Source organism: Saccharopolyspora pogona, assembly GCF_014697215.1.
GTDB classification, from domain to species: Bacteria; Actinomycetota; Actinomycetes; order Mycobacteriales; family Pseudonocardiaceae; genus Saccharopolyspora; species Saccharopolyspora hattusasensis.
The window spans coordinates 6,004,200-6,020,809 of sequence record NZ_CP031142.1 but is presented as its reverse complement, the minus strand read 5'-3'; the positions used below and the strand labels follow the sequence as shown (position 1 = coordinate 6,020,809).

Here is a 16,610-nt window from a genome sequence, read left to right as displayed (position 1 = left end):
GATATGACCGCCAAATCCGAGACCGAGCCCGTCCTCGCGCCCACCAGCACAGCCCCAGCCGTGCGGTTGCGCGGCGCAGAGCTCTCGTACGGCTCGCGCGTCCTGTGGTCCGGCCTGGACCTCGACGTCGCGCCGGGCGAGTTCCTCGCCGTGCTCGGGCCGAACGGTTCCGGCAAGACGAGCCTCCTGCGGGTGCTGCTGGGCTTGCAGCAGCTCTCCGCGGGCAGCGTCGAGATCGCGGGCGTGCCGGCACGTCGCGGCAGCAACCAGATCGGCTACATCCCGCAGCAGCGGGCGCTGGACGCCACCGTGATGGTGCGGGGCAGGGACCTGGTCGGTCTCGGGTTGGACGGTCACCACTGGGGCACGGGTTTCCGCGGCCGCCGCGAGCGCAAGCGGCGGGTGGCCGCGGCGCTGCGCGCGGTCGAGGCGACCGAGTACGCCCGGATGCCGCTGGGCCTGCTCTCCGGCGGTGAGCAGCAGCGGCTCCGCGTGGCGCAGGCGCTGGTCAGCGACCCGTCGGTGCTGCTGTGCGACGAGCCGCTGCTGTCGCTGGACATCGCGCACCAGCGCAAGGTCAGCAGGCTGATCGCGAACCAGGCCCGGCAGACCGGCGCGGCGGTCCTGTTCGTCACGCACGAGATCAACCCGGTGCTGCCGCTGGTCGACCGGGTCCTCTACCTGGTCGACGGCCGGTTCCGGATCGGCCCGCCGGACGAGGTGATGAACTCCACCACGTTGTCCGAGCTATACCGCACCGACGTCGAGGTCGCCCGCGTCGGCGGGCGGCTGGTGGTCGCCGGCACCGATGACCACGACCACCACGTGCAAGAGGCGGAAGAGGCGTGAACGCATTCATCGACGCGCTGGGCAAGGTCCTGGACTTCTCCACCACGGTCGACCTGCTCGGCTACCCGTTCGTCCAGCAGGCGCTGCTGGCCGCGGCGGCGCTCGGCCTGGTGTCCGGCTGCCTGGCGCCGCTCGTCATCGCGCGGAAGATGTCCTTCGCCGTGCACGGCACCGCCGAGCTCGCGTTCACCGGTGCCGCCGCGGCGCTGCTGATCGGCATCGGTGTCGGCGTCGGGGCGCTGGCCGGAGCCGTGGTCGCCGCGCTGCTGCTCGGCTTGCTGGGCCAGCGCGGGACCGAACGCGACTCGGTGATCGGCGCGATCCTGTCCTTCGGGCTCGGCATCGGCGTGCTGCTGCTGTGGCTCAACCCGGAGCGGACCGCGAACAAGTTCAGCCTGCTGGTGGGGCAGATCGTCGGCGTCGATTCCGCGGACGTGTTGCTGCTGGCCGGCTGCGCGGCGCTCGTCCTGGTCGTCCTGGCCTTCGTGTACCGGCCGTTGCTGTTCGCCAGCGTCGACCCGGATGTCGCGGCAGCCCGCGGCGTTCCGGCGCGCGTGCTGACCCCGCTGTTCGCGGTGCTGGTCGGCGTGGCGACGGCGCTGGGCGTCTACACCGTCGGCGCGCTGCTGGTGCTGGCCCTGATGGTGACGCCGGGGGCCGCGGCGGCGCGGGTTACCGCGAGCCCGCTCAAGGCGACGGTGCTGGCCGTGGTGTTCGCCGAGGTGGCGGTGCTCGGCGGCATCGTCCTGTCGCTGGCGCCCGGGGCCCCGGTGAGCGCCTTCGTCACGATCATCTCGTTCGTGATCTACCTGGTGTGCAGGGTGGCCGGCAACCGCCGCCTCCGCCGCCTGTCCCGAACCCCGGCCGCCGCCTGACGGCAGTTTCCATTGAAACTGCGGTCACGTGGTGGGTGGTGGGTGGTGGTAGTTTCCATTTGAGACCGCGGGTTGGGCCGGTGCGCCGGGCATGGGACCCGAATGGCGACGGGCCTGGTGTTGGCCGAAGCTGGCGCTCGTGCCTGGGAGCGGCCAGAAGAGGACCCTGATCAACCTGGCGACGTCGCTGGGTGCGGTGGTGGCGTGCACCGTCGTCTACTACCTGCTGCCGATCGGCAGGTTCGGGCTCTTCGGCACCGTGAACGCGGTCGTGATCTTCGCCGTCGGGCTGACGGCCATCTCCGCGCTGATCATGTTCCAGGTGCGCCGCTTCCGGATCGAGGGCGCGCGCCACGGCAGCTCGATGGCCGGGGTCGTGGCGGCGTTGTACCTGGCAGTGCTGTTCTTCGCGGCCGTCTACTTCGGACTGGCCGCTCAAGATCCCGGTTCGATCGCGGCGCTGCGCACGAAAACCGACGCGCTCTACTTCTCGCTGTCGATCACCAGCACCGTCGGTTTCGGCGACGTGCACGCGGTATCCGAGTTCGCCCGCGCGGTCGCCGCAGTGCACATGGCCTTCAACATCGGGTTCCTGGCCGCGGCGGTCGCTGTCGTCCGGGCCAGGGCGGGCCGCCCCAACGGCACCTGAGGGGTGAGTTCCGCCTCGCGCCTATGCGGTGAACGGTCCGTTCGCCGCGAACCGGTCGTGTTGGGTGGGGTGAACGGACTGGTCGCGTCGTCTATCGCGGTGAACGGTCCGTTCGCCGCGAACCGGTCGGCGAGGACGGCCGGGCCCGCCGGTCAGGCGAGGCCGAGGTAGCGGCGTTCGTTGAACTTCTCGCCCGTGCAGGACGCTCCGAGGTCGTGGCCGATGCGCTCGATCACGTCCGCCAGTTCCAGCCGGGCCAGCCACGAGCGGGGCAGGACCGCCGTGCCGTGGCGGGCGCCGAGGATGCTGCCGGTCACGGCCGCGGTGGAGTCGCTGTGCCCGGAGTGGTTGACCGCCAGCCGCAGGGCGTCGGTGAACTGGTCGGGCTTCGGCAGCGCGAGCGCGCAGTAGACGCCGATGGACAGCGCCTCCGGGCCGATCCAGCCCTGTCCTAGCCGCTCGATGTGCCCGACGCTCGCACCCAGCCGCGCCAGCGTCGAAGCCTCCGCGAGGGCCGTGGCCGTCTCGGCGTCTTCGCGTAACACGCGGCCAGCCGCCTGGTCGACAGCTGCCGGCAGCTTCCGCTGCTGCACCGCGACGAGGTGCACGATCAGCGCCAGCGCCCCGGCCGAGGCCCAGCCGCCGACGCCGCCGTGGGTGAGCGCCGCGCATTGGCAGGCCAGCTGGTAGGCCATCTCGGCGGTCGGCGAGAAGCCGAGCGGCGCGCTGCGGTCCACGCCGCCGCAGCCCTTGGAGCTGTTCAGCGGCCGGTCCGGAGTGCCGAGTTCGGGTTCTTGCAGCGCGCGCAGGCTGGTCAGGCCGGGGGCCCGGCCGGCGTACAGCTCGGGCTCGGCCATCAGGCCGGTCGCACCGGGCTGCGGCTTGTTCTCCTGCTGGGTGGTCAACCACCGGCGGTATGCGGCGGCGGTCGACTCGACCGGACGCCAGTTGCCGCCGTTGTTGCCGGTTGTCCAGGCGTGCAGGTAGCCCTCGCCGGTGAACAGCGACATCTGCGTGGCGTCGCCCAGCAGGGCCTGAGGTGGTGGTTCGGCGACGCCTGCTTGGCCGAATTCGGCGCGGATGTCGTCCAGCTGTGCGTACTCGACCGGGCTGCCGAGCGCATCGCCTAGCGCCCCGCCGAGCAGGCAGGCCACCGCGCGATCGACCACTGTGGACGGCGTGGGCACGGGGTGGGCTCTCCTTCCACAGTGTCCTCATACGAGTGATCGGCGTGTCCCGACTTTACTTGGCGTGTTGGCTCGTCGGCAGGCGTTCACCGCAAGAATGGGCGCGCGTGGGACGTCCCGGGAGGAATTGGGTATGGCTCCATTGGGGTGAACCGCGTGCCGGTGATCGGTATCCGCTCGGCCGGTGATCGTTACGGTGTGTCCGGTTTTGGGGAGGTGAGCGCGCCGCCGGACGGGTTCTCCGGGGGTGTGGACTCGGTGTGCGCCTTGGTCGAGACTGACTGTCTGAAGGCTCAACAAAAACATGAGCGAGAGTCGGATTTGGGGATGATGGCGGGGCACGACAGCTCGACCGAGGCGCCGGGCGCGGGATTCGAATTCCGCCTGCTCGGTCCTCTTGAGGTGCGCGCCGACGGCGTCGCGCAGCCGCTGGGCGGCGCCCCGGTTCGCGCCCTGCTGGCCTGCCTGCTTCTGGAGCCGAACCAGGTCGTGTCGATGGACCGGCTGATCGACACGCTGTGGGAGAACGAGCCGCCGGCCAGCGCCCGCACCATCATCCACGGCTACGTCTCCAGGCTGCGCAAGCTCTTCGGGGCCGCGGGAGAACAGGCCGAGATCGTCACCCGCCCGCCCGGCTACCTGCTGCGGGTCGACAGCGACCGGATCGATGCCCACCGCGCGAGAACCCTGATCAACCGCGCGCACGGCATGGAACCCGCGGCGCGGTCGCACGTGCTGGCCGAAGCGCTGATGCTGTGGCGGGGCCCGGTGCTCTCGGACATCGCGAGCAGCCGGCTGTACCGGATGGTCGCGCCCAACCTGGACGAGCTGCGGCTGCTGGCGCTGGAGGAGCGGATCGCCGCCGACCTGGACCTCGGCCTCCACCACCAGTTGGTGCTGGAGCTGTCCACCCTGGTCGACCGCCAACCGCTGCGGGAGCGGCTCACCGGCCAGCTGATGCTCGCCCACTACCGCGCGGGGCACCGCGCCGAGGCGCAGTCCCGCTACCACGACCTGCGCCGCCGGCTGTCCCACGAGCTCGGCCTCGATCCCGGGCCCGAGCTGCGCGAACTCTACGAGCGGCTGCTCCGCGACGACCCAGCACTGCGCCATCCGCAGCGCCGGCCGGAACCCGGGTTCGGCATCCGGCGCCCGATCCCGGCGGAGCTGCCCCCGGCCCCAGCCGGGTTCGTCGGCCGCCAGCGCGAACTCGCCGCGCTCGACACGATGCTGGCCGAGCGCGAACAAGGCTCCAGCCTGCTCGCCGTGGTGACCGGCACCGCCGGCGTCGGCAAGAGCGCCCTCGCGCTGACCTGGGCGCACCGCGTCGAGCACGAGTTCCCGGACGGTCAGCTCTACGCGTCGCTGCGCGGCTTCGACTCGGAACGCGAGCCCCTGACGCCCGGCGAAGTGCTGACCAGCATGCTGAAAGCGCTTGGTGTCGCGGCGAATGCGATCCCCGTCGAGCTGGACGACCGCACGGCGCTCTACCGGTCGTTGTTGGCGAAGCGCCGGGTTCTGGTGCTGCTCGACAACGCGCGCGACTCGGAGCAGGTGCGGCCGCTGCTGCCGGGCAGCGCCGAATCGCTGGTGCTGATCACCAGCAGACGGCGGCTGGACGGGCTGGTGGTGCGCAGCGGAGCTCGGGTGCTGCCGCTGGAAACGCTGCCGACCGAGACCGCGATCGAATTGCTCGACCGGGCGGGCGTGCCCGGCAAATCAGCCTCCGAACCGGCCGCGGCGGCCCAGCTGGCGGACTTGTGCGGCGGGCTGCCGCTGGCGCTGCGCATCGCCGCCGCGCGGCTCGCGGCGAATCCGGCGCGCCGCGTGTCCGACCTGGTGCACGAGCTGACCGATGAGCGGAACCGGCTGCATGCGCTGGACATCGACGATGCTGATACGAGCGTCCGCCGCGCTTTCGACATCTCCTACCGGAGCCTGCACCCGGTGCACGCCGACACCTTCCGGCTGCTCGGGCTCGTGCCCGGCCATACCTTCACCGCGCACGCGGTCGCCGCCCTGTGCGACACCGATCCGCCCAGCGCCCAGCGGAGATTACGGGCCTTGGCGCTGGCACACCTGGTCACCGAGCCCGAGCCGGACCGGTTCGGCATGCACGACCTGCTGCGCGTCTACGCCCGAGACCTGCTCGCCGCGCCGAGCTCGATCGCCACCGAGGCGCTGCGCCGGTTGCTGAACCACTATCTCGTCACGGCCGACCACGCGCGCCGCTTCCTCCGCCCCGCCCGGGACGACCTGGACTTTTCCAGCGGCACCGAGGTGCCCAGGCCGCAGATCACCGACCGCGCCCAGGCGCTGGAGTGGTTCGACGCGGAATGGCCGAACCTGGTCGCCGCGATCCGGGCGGCCAACGCGGAAGGCATGCACGACCTCGCCTGGCCGCTGGTGCGCCTGCAGTTCAACTACCTGATGGTGCGCTGCCCCTGGGAGGACTGGATCCGGATCTACACCGACGGGCTCGACTCGGCCCGCGCGGTGGACGACCGGGCGGGCAAGGTGCTGATGTCGGCCGGGCTCGGGGTGGCGTGCTCGCGGTCGGGCCAGCTGGACGCGGCGCTGGCGCACTACGACGAGTCTTACCGGGTCGCGGTGCAGACCGGCGATTCCGCCCGGTTGGCGATGACCCAGGTCAACATGGGCAGCGTGCTGTTCCGCCTGAAGCGCTACGAAGAAGCGAAAGTGCACTGCCAGGACGCGCTCCGGGTCTACCGTTCGTTGGGCGACCGGTACTTCGTGGCCGGTGCGCTGAACAACCTGGCCATGGTGGAGCAGATCAACGGCGAGCTGGAGGAGGCACTGGCGCACCTGCGCGAGGCAGAAGCGCTGTACCGGGACGCCGACGATCTGGAGACGTTGGCGATGGTGCTGAACAACTGCGGCGAAGTAAGCATCGAGCTGGGCCGGATCGCCGACGGCGAGCGCTTCCACCACGAGGCCCTGGACGTGGCGCTGAAGTGCGGCTCCGCGATGCGGCAGGCGTCGGCGTACCTGGGTCTCGGCGACGCCGCCCGGTCCCGCGGCGACCAGCAGGTGGCCCGGACCCGCTGGGACACCGCGCTGGCGATCTTCGAGGCGGAGGGCTCGCCGCGCGCGGCGGAGGTCCGCGAGCGGCTGGAAGATCTCTCCGTGGCCGCCTGCTGAGGGGCGTTTAGTCGACGTTTAGCGGGTGTGTAGCGCGCGCTGGGAACTTCATCTGCGTGCGGATCAAGCCGTGCATGGTTCGCACGAACGGGCGGCTCTGGGGGGAGTCCAAGGGGGGATTGTCGCCCGGTCGTCCCGGTCGGCACTCGTGGCCGGCCGGGGCGGCCGTAGGGGGGTTTGACATTCGGGATGGTTCTCCCGAATGGACGTTTGGGGGTGAGTGCGGGCTTTCGGCCGCGGGAGTGCGTGATCCTGGCCGAAGGTCCGCACTTCGTCTTGTTGCCGGTGTCCGCGGTCGTTTTGCGTGGCGGGGCGGGGTCGTTGCCGCCGGCGGTGAAGGCGATCAGGGCGGGCCGCAGCTCGATGGCCTGCGGCACCTGGTCGGCGACGATCTGGGGGATCAGCTTGCCGCGCACCGCCAGGTTGGCGTAGCGCAGCTCCGGGTTCTGGACGGTCAGGTGCTCGGCCAGCCGGTCGGCCCAGCCCCGGTAGCCCCCGGCGGGATCGGCGTCGGCGATCCCCTCCGTGAAGCTGTCTCCCAGCGCGACAAAGCTGTCCCAGCGTGCCGAGCCGACGCTGCGCTGCGATTCCATTGACGATGTCCTTCCTGGTCATTCCTCCCGCACGCGCGGTGATCCGGGACCACATTGGCGCTCGAACAGCTACGTACGCCACCTTCGGTTCGCTCTAGTGATTAACGGCACGAAATGGTCTAGTAATTCTGTCCGATTCGCCCGGGTATGGCACGTCCATTGCGTTTTCCGTTGCCGCACCGCACCTTTCCAGCATCGCGGCGGTAACTGGGTGGCTATTCCTCGAAACACCGGTACGGGTGAACGGCAGCTGCTACTGTCCTTCGGCGGTAACAGAAGCAACGAGGGGGCCCGCGATGTCGCGATCGATGCAGGTGGCAGGTCGGTGTGCGTTCGGGGAGACGCAGCGTCGTCCGCCCTTTCGCGTCATCGCGGTCGGTTGAGTTGGGGAACTGCCGCATGCTCCACCGCGTCGGTTCCAGTGCACCCGCCGCCCGGGTCCGCCCGGATGCCGCGCGCCGCTCCAGCCGTCCCGAATACCTGGGGGAACCGTGACGTCACCGCAGAATCCGGCGTCCGCGCCGGGGCCAGCGGGCTTCGACGCGCAGCAGCGGGCCAGTGGCCCGGTAGGACGACGCCGAGCGGACGCGCCGATGCGCGGCTCGCTCGGCGGTGAGGTGCCGCCGGCCGGACCGCCCGCGCCAGGCGGGTCACGACCCGCCCCGCGTCCGCAGCGCTTGGACTTGAGGGATGAGTTCGCTGCGCTTGCAGCAGAACCGCACCCGTTCGCGCTCTGGGAGCGCACCGAACAGCTGACCGATCGCTTCGAGCACGAGCAGCGCAGGGACAGCCGACCGGCGCCGGCGCCCGACAGGCCCGAAGCACCGAAGACACCGAGCGGCGGGATGGCGCTCTCCGGAGACCTCGGCGGGCTCGACGAACCCCCGGCCCGACCGGAACCGGCGGCCGAACTGTCTGGTTCGCTCGAACCGGAACCGGAACCGGAACCGCAGCGCCCCACCGGATTCGTCGGCGGTCTCAGCGGCTCGCTCCCGCCCGCGCCGCCGCAAGAAGGTCCGCCGCCTCAGCCGCCGCTCCAGGACGGCCTGCCGCCGCAGGTGCACGACGGTCTCCAGGGCGGTCCGCCGCCGCAGGCGCACGACGGTCTGCTGGGCGGTCCGCCGCCGCAGGCGCACGACGGTCTGCTGGGCGGTCCGCCGCCGCAGGCGCACGACGGTCTGCTGGGCGGTCCGCCGCCGCAGGTGCACGACGGTCTGCTGGGCGGTCCGCCGCCGCAGGTGCACGACGGTCTGCTGGGCGGCCCGCCGCCGCAGGCCGGTCCGCCGAGCAGCGACGTCCCGCCGCCGGGGCCCGATGGCCCGCCGCAGCAGCGCGAAACCGGGCCGTCGAGTGGTCCGCTGCCGCCGATCCGCGACGGCCTGTTGAGCGGTCCGCCGCCGCAGGCCGGTCCGCCGAGCGGACCCTTGCCGCAAGCTGGCCCGCCGAGCCGCGGCGTTCCGCCGCCCGGGCCGAACGGACCGATGCGGCACGACGCCGGGCCGACGGGTGGTCTGTCGAGCGGCCCACCGCCTCAGGTAGGCCCGCAGCCGTTGGACGGCCCGCTGGTGCCCGAGCCGGACGAGCTGCTGCGGCCTGACGCCCCGATGCCGCAAGGCGGCCAGCCACCGCAGGCGCACGACGATCTGTTGGGTGGTCCGCCGCCGCAGGCAGGGGCGCCCCGGCAGGACGCTGCGCTGTCCGGGCCGGATGGTCCGCCGCGGCGTGACGCTGGGCCGACGGGTCCGTCGAGTGGTCCGCTGCCTCAGGTCGGTCCGCCGAGCGGCCAGTTGCCGCAGCTCGGCCGGCCGCAGGCAGGCGCGCCCCGGTACGACGCTGCGCTGTCCGGGCCGGATGGTCCGCCGCGGCGTGACGCTGGGCCGACGGGTCCGTCGAGTGGTCCGCTGCCTCAGGTCGGTCCGCCGAGCGGCCAGTTGCCGCAGCTCGGCCCGCCCCGGCACGAGGGGGCTCCGTCCGAGCCGCGTCGCGACGCTCCCGCGCCGCACGCCGGTCCGCCTTCCGGGCCTCGGCTCTCCGGGCCTCCGCCCGTCGACGGTCCGCCGATGGCGGAACCGCCGCGTTCCCCTGCTCCGCAGGGTCCGCCGTCGCCTCCGGTGGGGAACCCGGTGCTTCCGCTGGGTGGCCCGCCGCCGCGGCCTCCGGCCGCTCCCGGGCCGCCGCCCGAGGGGCCGCCGAGCGGGCCCATGCCGCAGGCCGGGCGCCTGGTCGGTCCGCCGCCCGCGCGGCCGGACGGCCCGCCGAGCGGTCCGATGCCGGTCAACGCCGGGCCACCGCCTGCTCCGCCGGCACCGCCGCGCCAGGAACCACTGCGTCCGCCGGAACAGCAGCCCCCGGCGGACCGGCCGGTGCCACGACCTGCGCGGGCGCCGAAGCTCGCGCAACGCGCCGACGGCGGGTTCGGGCCGATGGGGTCGTCGGGCACCTGGGGTGCGTCGGCGTCGGGTCGGTCCGGTTACGGCCGGAACATGACGTGGTCGGCCGACGACTTCAAGGAGGAACGGCGGGACGACGACGACCTGCGCGCCGGCTCCGGTTACAAGCCGGGGGAGAGCGGTAGCGGGGCGGTGCCGCAGTTCCTGGTCGAGGCCGACGAACTCTTCGAAGAGGAAGACGGCGGCGGTCGGCTGGTGGCCCCGCCAGTGCTGGGCGAGGCCCCGTCGAGCTTCCGGGACTTCTGAGGACTGCTTCGAAGTGGCATGCGCAGCGGTGCGGGAACCTCGGGCGTCTTCTCACGGTGCGACCCCGCGCCGGTGCAGGCCGCGAGCGGCTCCAGCCGTTTGCGGGACTGATCTCTGCGGGCACGGCCGGTGCCCCGGTTGGCGCGCTGACCGGGGCACCGGCCGGCGCACCCCGACTCGAAATGAGCTGTGATGGTCGAGACGATCACCCTGTCGATCCCCGCCGTCGACCTGCTCGGTGAGCAGCTGAACCTCACCGTGCGCCAGTACCCGTTCGATCTCCCGCGAATGGGCGAGGCGGAGGACCGCAACCGGCTGGCCGCCCAGGTGTGGCAGGAGCTGGAGTCGACCGGCCTGGCTCGCAACGGCCGACCGGAGCCCGAGGTCGAGGACGCGCTGTACCTGCTGTGCAGCTCCGAGGTGTCGATCGCCGCCGCCGGGCTGCTCGACGTGCGCGCCGGGCAGCGGCTCGCCGCGCGGGTGGTGGCGACGGGTGAGGTCGGCGTGGTCGGTGTGCTCGACGGCAGGGGGTTGCGGATGAGATTCCTCGCCCCGGACACCCTGCCGAGGGTGTGCGCCGACCTGCTGCCCGACGCGCCGGCCGGCGGTGGCGGTGAGGTGCGCGCGGTGGCCGACCGCAGCCACGGCCGCCCGACCGATCCCGACATCGACGGGCTGGCCGAGCTGCGCGCGATCACGTCGGGGCAGAAGTACCGGCTCGGGCACTTCGTGGTCGGCGGCGCCCGCCGGGGCGGGCCGCAAGGTCGGATCCCGAACCTGATCTGGTTCGACAACGACCGGGGCCGCTACGCCCTGCAGGGCGAGCGCGCCGACGGCCAGGACGTCGTCACCTGCCGCCCGGCGGACAAGCCCCGCATCACCGGCCAGCTGGCGGCCCTCCTCGCCCGCGCCCGCCGGCCCTGACCGACCGGCTCGGACGAGGCACCGGTTTTCCGCAATTTCAATGGAAATCAGAGGTCCGATTTCCATTGAAATTGCGGAAGTTGTCCACAGTCGTCCGAAGTTATCCACAGCCCTTCCACGGCACCAAGATCGACACCCAGCAAGTCCGGCATGTCCCAGCACGTCCCGGCACGTCTCGGCGCATCGCAGGACAGCGCTGCCCGTACGTGCCTCGGGCTCCGAGGTCGCGGGATGCCGCGGTCGGCGTGAGCCGCTCCGACGAGCGGGGGAATCCCGGAACCGGGCGAGGTGCGCGCCACGGGTGGGTGCGAGCGGGGCCCTGGTTCGGGCAGGCTGGGTTCCGTGACCCAGGACCGGCAGGTGGAGATCGCAGCGGACCGCGACGACCGCGACTCGTTCATGCGGCTGCTCGGTGGCCGCGGCAGCGCGGTCGACGCGAGCCTGCCGCCGATCGCGTTCGGCCTCGGGTGGTTCCTCGGTGGCGAGTCGATCGCCATCGGCGGCGGCGCGGCCGTGGTGGTGGGCGCGCTGATCGCGGGCTGGCGGCTGCAGCGGGGTGCCCGTCCGCTGGCGGTGCTGATCAGCCTGCTCGCGGTCCTGGGCGGTGCCCTGATCGCGCTGTACACCGGCGACGCCGCGGACTTCTTCCTGCCCCGGCTGGCGTCCAACGTCCTCAGCGCGCTCGTCTGGATGATCAGCATCGTGATCCGCTGGCCGCTGCTCGGCGTGGTCGTCGGGGCGGCGCTCGGCCAGGCCCGGCGGTGGCGCCGCGATCCGGTGCTGCTGCGCGCCTACAGCCGGGCGAGCTGGGTCTGGGTCGGGCAGTACATGGTGCGGCTGGTCGTGTTCATCCCGCTGTGGCTGCTGGGCGCCACCGGTGCGCTGACCATCGCGCAGGTCGTGCTGACCTGGCCGCTGGTGGCGGTCTGCATGGCGGCGAGCTGGTGGGTGGTGCGGCGGTCGCTGCCGCCGGAGCACCCCGGGCTGCGGCATCCGCGGTCGTGACCGCGCGGCTCGAGGAGCAGAATGCGGTCATGTCTCTCGGCAGCGTGATCACCGCGATAGTCACCCCGTTCGACGACCAGATGCGCGTCGACGAATCCGCCTTTCTCGCCCTGTTCCGCCACCTGATCGACCACGGCTCCGACGGCATCGTGGTCTGCGGGACGACCGGCGAGGCGCCCACGCTCACCGACGAGGAACACCTGCGGCTCATCGAGCTGGCCTGCGCGGAACGTCCGGCGGGTGCCACGGTGATTGCCTCGACCGGGTCGAACAACACCGTGCACGCCTGCGAAATGACGGAGCGGGCGACCGAGCTCGGTGCCGACGCGGTGCTCTCGGTGACCCCGTACTACAACCGCCCGAACCGGCGCGGCCTGGTCCGGCACTTCACCGAGATCGCTCGGGCCACGGACAAGCCGGTGGTGCTCTACAACGTGCCGTCCCGGATCGGCCTGTCGCTGCCGCACGACCTGCTCGCCGAGCTTGCCCAGGTCGAGCACATCGACTACGTCAAGCAGGCGGACAACGCCGCGCTCGGCCAGATCGACGGCCTCGGCCTGTACGCGGGCAACGACGACGGCCTCGCGACGGCCCTCGACATCGGGGGACTCGGCGGCATCCTGGTGGCCAGCCACCTGGTGGGCCCGCAGATGCGGCGGATGGTCGACGAGCCGGAGCACCGCGCGGAGATCGACGCCGCGCTGAAGCCGCTGTACGCGGCGTTGTCGGTGACGACCAACCCGATCCCGGTCAAGGCGGCGCTGAACCTGACCGGCCACCGGGTCGGAGGCGTCCGCCTCCCGCTGGTCGACGCGGACGAGTCGGAACTGGCCGTCATCCGCAAGGGCTTGCAGGAAGTCGGGTTGTGATGGCGCCGCGGGTCTTCTGAGCCGGAGCCGCCCAGAAGACCCGCGGTCCCGGCTGATCAGCGCAGCGCGGCGAGGAGATCGAGAAAGCCGCTCCAGCGGATCAGCAGGATGCCGCCGGTTCTGGACGCCGCAGTACCGAACGCCCCTCGGCAGGCGCTTTCCCGGCTGTGGACGCTCAAGCGCGCAGAACGCCCGCCGTAGGGTGAACGTGCTCAGGTTCCTGCCCCATGCCGGAGGATTCCGTGCCCGTCGCTCGACTCGTCGCCACGGTCGCCGCACCGCTGGATCCGGCGTCCGCAGACGCTCCTGAAGTGCTGCACTGGCCCGGGCGCGCGCTGCTGGTGCAGCGCGGTGACGCCGAGCTGGTCGCGCTCGACCTGCGCGGGGCCGCCGGAGGCGGGCGGCTCGCGGAGGTGCGCTTTCCGGCGCCCTGGCCGCGCCGCTTCGGATCGGCGGCGGTCTCACCGGAGGGCGACGCCGCCGTGTTCACCGGCGTGCACGAGGTGCGCTCGGTGGGGGTGACCGGGGAGACGCGGTGGGAGCTGCGACACGGCTGCTGGCAGGGCGAATGCTCCCTGGTGCGCGCCCCGTTGGCCGCATACGCCGACGACGAGGACCACCGCTACCCGGACAGCGGATCCGCCGCTGTCTCCGCGGACGGCAAGCTCGTCTGGGCGCATGTCTGCGGCCCGGTGGCCGACGACGAAGAGGCCGAGGACTACCAGGAGCTGTGGCTCGTCCTGGACGCCGCCGACGGCAAGGTCTTGGGACGTGCGGAAACCGCGACGGTCGCCTCCGGTTCCTTCCACACCCCGCACCCGGACCCGGCGCAGATGGGTCTGAGCATCGGCGAGGGCGAGGAGGGCTCGCCCGCGCTGTGGGGGCGGTGGGACGGGAAGCGGCTGATCACCGAGAAGATCGACGACGAACTGATCCTGCTGGCGGTCAGCCCGTCCGGCCAGCGCCTCCTGACCGTCGACATCGGGCAGTGGACCCTCCACCTGCACGCGGAGGACCGGTCGGTCGTGCGGGAACTGGACGCGCAAGGCGCTGTGTCGGCGCATCCGGAAAGCACCGGCGAGGACCGGGTGCACTGGGACTACGAGGCGGCCTTCGTGGACGAGGACGTCGTCGTGGCCGGCACCGCCGCGTCCGACGCCGGGTTCACCGCCCGCCACTGGCTCGTCGACGTGGGCGGATGACGCTGCTCGGCGAGGTCTCCTACCCCTTCCCGGTCTCCGGGCCGGCCCGTTCGGCGGGGGACGGCACCTGGTTCACGGTCTCCGCGGACCGGACGGCTGTGCACCTCTGGCAGCTGGCCGACGAGGACTGACCACGCTGCGGCGCGATAGGTCATGCAGGAACGGCGACCTGGCCCGCAGCGCTCGCGGGAAGCCGCCTCCAGTGTCAGCCGAGCAGGCGTTCGTGGAGGGTTTCCGGGGCCGCGGTGAGGTCCAGAGCCGCCAGCCATGCCGCGCCCGCTTCACCGGGGCCTGCGGTGCGCTGGTCCTGGAAGCCGCGCTTTGACAGCGTGCCGCGCAGGGCCTCGCGGACCGGGTTGCCCGGTGCCATCAGCCCGCCGGCCAGCACGATCGTCCTGGTTTCGCCGTGGACGCGGGTGGCCGCAGCGGTGTCGGCCAGGACGCGGGCGGCGCGCAGGACGATGTCGGCTGCCGTTTCGTCCGCGGCCGCCGTGACCAGGGGTGCGAGCTCCGCCAAGCGGATCGGCGGGGCCGCGTTCACCGCGCTGATCAGCTGCTTCCGCTGCGCCGCCGGTGCATCCGGCGCATTGGGCAGGAGTCGATCGCGCACGGCTGCCGTGAGCCCCTGCAGCGGTTCGTCGCGGTCCAGCGCTCGCAGCGCTGCTCGCACCGCTTCGCGACCCAGCCAGAACGCCGACCCCTCGTCGCCGAGCAGCCAGCCGTGGCCGCCGATGGTCGCGACCATCCGGTGCTGCTCGATCCGGGCGGCGATAGCCCCCGTTCCCGCGATCAGCACCGTTCCGCCGGGTTCCGGCGTGCCCGCCGCGAAGGCCACCTCGCAGTCGCTGATCGCTCGCCTGGGGCAGTGCAGGCCGAGCCGGGACCACGCGTGGTCGAACAGCGCGCTGAACTCCGGATCGACCATCTTGCTGACCCCGGCCATGCCGATCACGCAGTTGAGCACCGCCGCCGGGTCGATCTCGGCGAGCGCGGACCGCGCGGCGTCGGCGATCTGCCGCACCGCTTGGTCGGCCGGGTGCGAGTTCGGGTTGCCGCCGGCCGCTTCGCCGCGGCCCAGCACCCGCCCCGACAGGTCGCTTACCAGGGCCCGGCTGCTGGTGCCGCCGATGTCCAAGCCGAGTACGAGGGCCGCTTCGTCGCCGTGCATGCACTCTTTCTACCCGCCGCGACCGGGCATGGTGGGCACGACCAAAACCGATCACGACCGCTACTCCAGACCCCTGGCGTCTGGAGTAGCGAGCGGCTATACATCGAGGCGTTGCTTGATCAGTCGGGGAGCTGGAAATGGACGACCTTGCCGGGTCACGCCCCGGACTGTCCTATTTGGATGGTTCGGGTGCGGTAGCTGCCGGAACCGCGGGCCGTTGCGGGGGAGCTCGATGACCGTCGACACCCACCACCACCTGTGGGACCTCGACGTCCGGGACCAGCCGTGGATCGTCGGGCCGGAGATGGAGTCGCTGCGCCGCGACTTCCGGCCGGCCGACCTGCAGGCGGCGTTGAAGGGCTCCGCGGTGGACGCCATGGTTCTGGTGCAGACCGCCGCCGACCCGGACGAGACGCCCGAGATGCTGGTGCTGGCCGACAGCGTGGACCGCATCGCGGCGGTGGTCGGCTGGGTCGACCTGACCGCCCGGGACGCCCGCGAGCGGATTGGTCGCCTGCAGGCCCACCCGTCCGGCGGCTGGCTGAAGGGCATCCGGCACCAGGTCGAGAACGAGCCCGACCCGGACTGGCTGATCCGCCCGGACGTGCTCAACGGGCTGGCGGCGGTCGAGGACGCCGGGCTGGTGTACGAACTGCTGGTCCGCCCGCACCAGCTGCCGGCCGCGATCAAGGCGGTCGGCCAGTTTCCGCAGCAGACCTTCGTGCTGGACCACTGCGCGAAGCCGCCGGTGGCCACCGGTGAGCTGGAGCCGTGGGCGAGCCGGATCCGGGCGCTGGCCGCGTTCCCGAACGTGGTGTGCAAGCTGTCCGGTCTGGTCACCGAGGACGACTGGGCCCGGCAACCTGATCCGGTGCGGCTGGCGCCCTACGCGGACGTGGTGCTGGAGGCGTTCGGGCCGGGGCGGCTGATGTTCGGCTCCGATTGGCCGGTGTGCCTGCTGGCCGCCGATTACGGGCAGGTCGTGGACTTGGCCCGGCAGCTGACCGCGGGCCTCGGCGACCGGCAGCGGTCGGCGGTGTTCGACTCCACGGCTCGCGAGGTGTACGACATTTAGGGACTTTCGGCTCTACCGAACGCCCCGCCCCGGGGTTTGCGGCCTGCTCCGTTCGGCGTAGCCTGGCGATGCCCGTCTCACCCCGCCCCCTCGGTGAGGCGGGCTTTTACTTGCCCCGCAGCGGAAAGGCCCGCCGCCGCCGCGCTGAGCGCCGCCGGAGTGGAGCGAACGGACCATTCGTGCCGATAGGCGGAGTGAGCGGGCCGTTCGCTCCGGGTTCGCTGCGCATCGGTGACTTGGTGCGGCTGATTTCCGCGGGGCGCGCGTGTCGTTGGGGTTGGGGCGAACGGACCGTTCGTGCCGATAGGCGGAGTGAACAGTCCGTTCGCTTCGAAACCGCGGTGTGTTCGGTGACG

At 72.2% G+C, this 16,610-nt stretch carries 15 protein-coding genes and 1 pseudogene; 12 read left to right on the top strand and 4 right to left on the bottom strand.

The features are described from left to right. The first annotated feature begins 3 nt into the window (after positions 1–3). From DL519_RS27885 to DL519_RS27875, 3 genes are all read left to right on the top strand, one after another. Positions 4–849 carry a metal ABC transporter ATP-binding protein gene (locus tag DL519_RS27885; protein ID WP_190819147.1) on the top strand — a complete coding sequence of 282 codons (846 nt, stop codon included), beginning with the start codon at positions 4–6 and terminating at the stop codon, positions 847–849. Then, positions 846–1,724 carry a metal ABC transporter permease gene (locus tag DL519_RS27880; protein ID WP_190819145.1) on the top strand — a complete coding sequence of 293 codons (879 nt, stop codon included), beginning with the start codon at positions 846–848 and terminating at the stop codon, positions 1,722–1,724. Before DL519_RS27885 ends, DL519_RS27880 begins: the two co-directional genes overlap by 4 nt. Positions 1,725–1,863: 139 nt before the next feature. Beyond that, positions 1,864–2,373, top strand: coding sequence for a two pore domain potassium channel family protein (locus DL519_RS27875; RefSeq protein WP_190819143.1), 510 nt, complete (start codon positions 1,864–1,866; stop codon positions 2,371–2,373). A 152-nt stretch (positions 2,374–2,525) separates the two neighbouring features. On the opposite strand, the gene DL519_RS27870 is transcribed toward DL519_RS27875, so the two are convergent. Next, the gene (locus DL519_RS27870; RefSeq protein WP_190819141.1) at positions 2,526–3,560 is read right to left on the bottom strand and encodes an ADP-ribosylglycohydrolase family protein; all 1,035 of its coding nucleotides are present in this window, start codon (positions 3,558–3,560) and stop codon (positions 2,526–2,528) included. Between the two features lie 156 nt (positions 3,561–3,716). On the opposite strand from DL519_RS27870, the gene DL519_RS27865 reads away from it, so the two are divergent. Next, the gene (locus DL519_RS27865) at positions 3,717–6,722 is read left to right on the top strand and encodes an AfsR/SARP family transcriptional regulator (protein ID WP_223839630.1); all 3,006 of its coding nucleotides are present in this window, start codon (positions 3,717–3,719) and stop codon (positions 6,720–6,722) included. A gap of 216 nt (positions 6,723–6,938) precedes the next feature. Then, positions 6,939–7,154, top strand: coding sequence for a hypothetical protein (locus DL519_RS49040; protein WP_263399854.1), 216 nt, complete (start codon positions 6,939–6,941; stop codon positions 7,152–7,154). Here the strand turns inward: DL519_RS49040 and DL519_RS27860 are convergent. Further along, a pseudogene (locus DL519_RS27860) lies at positions 7,073–7,315 on the bottom strand (SGNH/GDSL hydrolase family protein); the annotation flags it as partial. The gene DL519_RS49040 and the pseudogene DL519_RS27860 overlap by 82 nt on opposite strands. A gap of 491 nt (positions 7,316–7,806) precedes the next feature. On the opposite strand from DL519_RS27860, the gene DL519_RS49035 reads away from it, so the two are divergent. The 4 genes from DL519_RS49035 to dapA all read left to right on the top strand — a co-directional run bounded on the left by DL519_RS49035 (position 7,807) and on the right by dapA (position 12,809). Then, positions 7,807–10,011, top strand: a complete 2,205-nt coding sequence (locus DL519_RS49035; protein WP_190819139.1) for a hypothetical protein — start codon at positions 7,807–7,809, stop codon at positions 10,009–10,011. Positions 10,012–10,203: 192 nt separating this feature from the next. Then, complete coding sequence (locus tag DL519_RS27850; protein WP_190819137.1) at positions 10,204–10,935, top strand: ESX secretion-associated protein EspG; 732 nt, start codon at positions 10,204–10,206, stop codon at positions 10,933–10,935. Positions 10,936–11,277: 342 nt separating this feature from the next. After that, positions 11,278–11,940, top strand: a complete 663-nt coding sequence (locus tag DL519_RS27845; RefSeq protein WP_223839627.1) for a DUF3159 domain-containing protein — start codon at positions 11,278–11,280, stop codon at positions 11,938–11,940. Beyond that, complete coding sequence (dapA, locus tag DL519_RS27840; RefSeq protein ID WP_223839626.1) at positions 11,937–12,809, top strand: 4-hydroxy-tetrahydrodipicolinate synthase; 873 nt, start codon at positions 11,937–11,939, stop codon at positions 12,807–12,809. Before DL519_RS27845 ends, dapA begins: the two co-directional genes overlap by 4 nt. A 56-nt stretch (positions 12,810–12,865) precedes the next feature. On the opposite strand, the gene DL519_RS49030 is transcribed toward dapA, so the two are convergent. Then, positions 12,866–12,988, bottom strand: coding sequence for a hypothetical protein (locus DL519_RS49030; protein WP_263399726.1), 123 nt, complete (start codon positions 12,986–12,988; stop codon positions 12,866–12,868). Positions 12,989–13,036: 48 nt separating this feature from the next. Between DL519_RS49030 and DL519_RS27835 the strand changes: the two genes are divergently transcribed. Next, the gene (locus DL519_RS27835) at positions 13,037–14,011 is read left to right on the top strand and encodes a hypothetical protein (protein ID WP_223839625.1); all 975 of its coding nucleotides are present in this window, start codon (positions 13,037–13,039) and stop codon (positions 14,009–14,011) included. Next, positions 14,008–14,142 (top strand): hypothetical protein, encoded by a 135-nt coding sequence (locus tag DL519_RS49025; protein ID WP_263399725.1) that lies wholly within the window; start codon positions 14,008–14,010, stop codon positions 14,140–14,142. The genes DL519_RS27835 and DL519_RS49025 overlap by 4 nt, the downstream gene beginning before the upstream one ends. A 74-nt stretch (positions 14,143–14,216) precedes the next feature. On the opposite strand, the gene DL519_RS27830 is transcribed toward DL519_RS49025, so the two are convergent. After that, positions 14,217–15,179: an N-acetylglucosamine kinase gene (locus tag DL519_RS27830; protein WP_190819134.1), complete on the bottom strand. Its 963-nt coding sequence runs from the start codon at positions 15,177–15,179 to the stop codon at positions 14,217–14,219. A 232-nt stretch (positions 15,180–15,411) separates the two neighbouring features. Between DL519_RS27830 and DL519_RS27825 the strand changes: the two genes are divergently transcribed. After that, on the top strand, positions 15,412–16,254 hold the full coding sequence (locus DL519_RS27825) for an amidohydrolase family protein (protein WP_190819132.1): 843 nt from the start codon (positions 15,412–15,414) through the stop codon (positions 16,252–16,254). Positions 16,255–16,610: the final 356 nt, after the last annotated feature.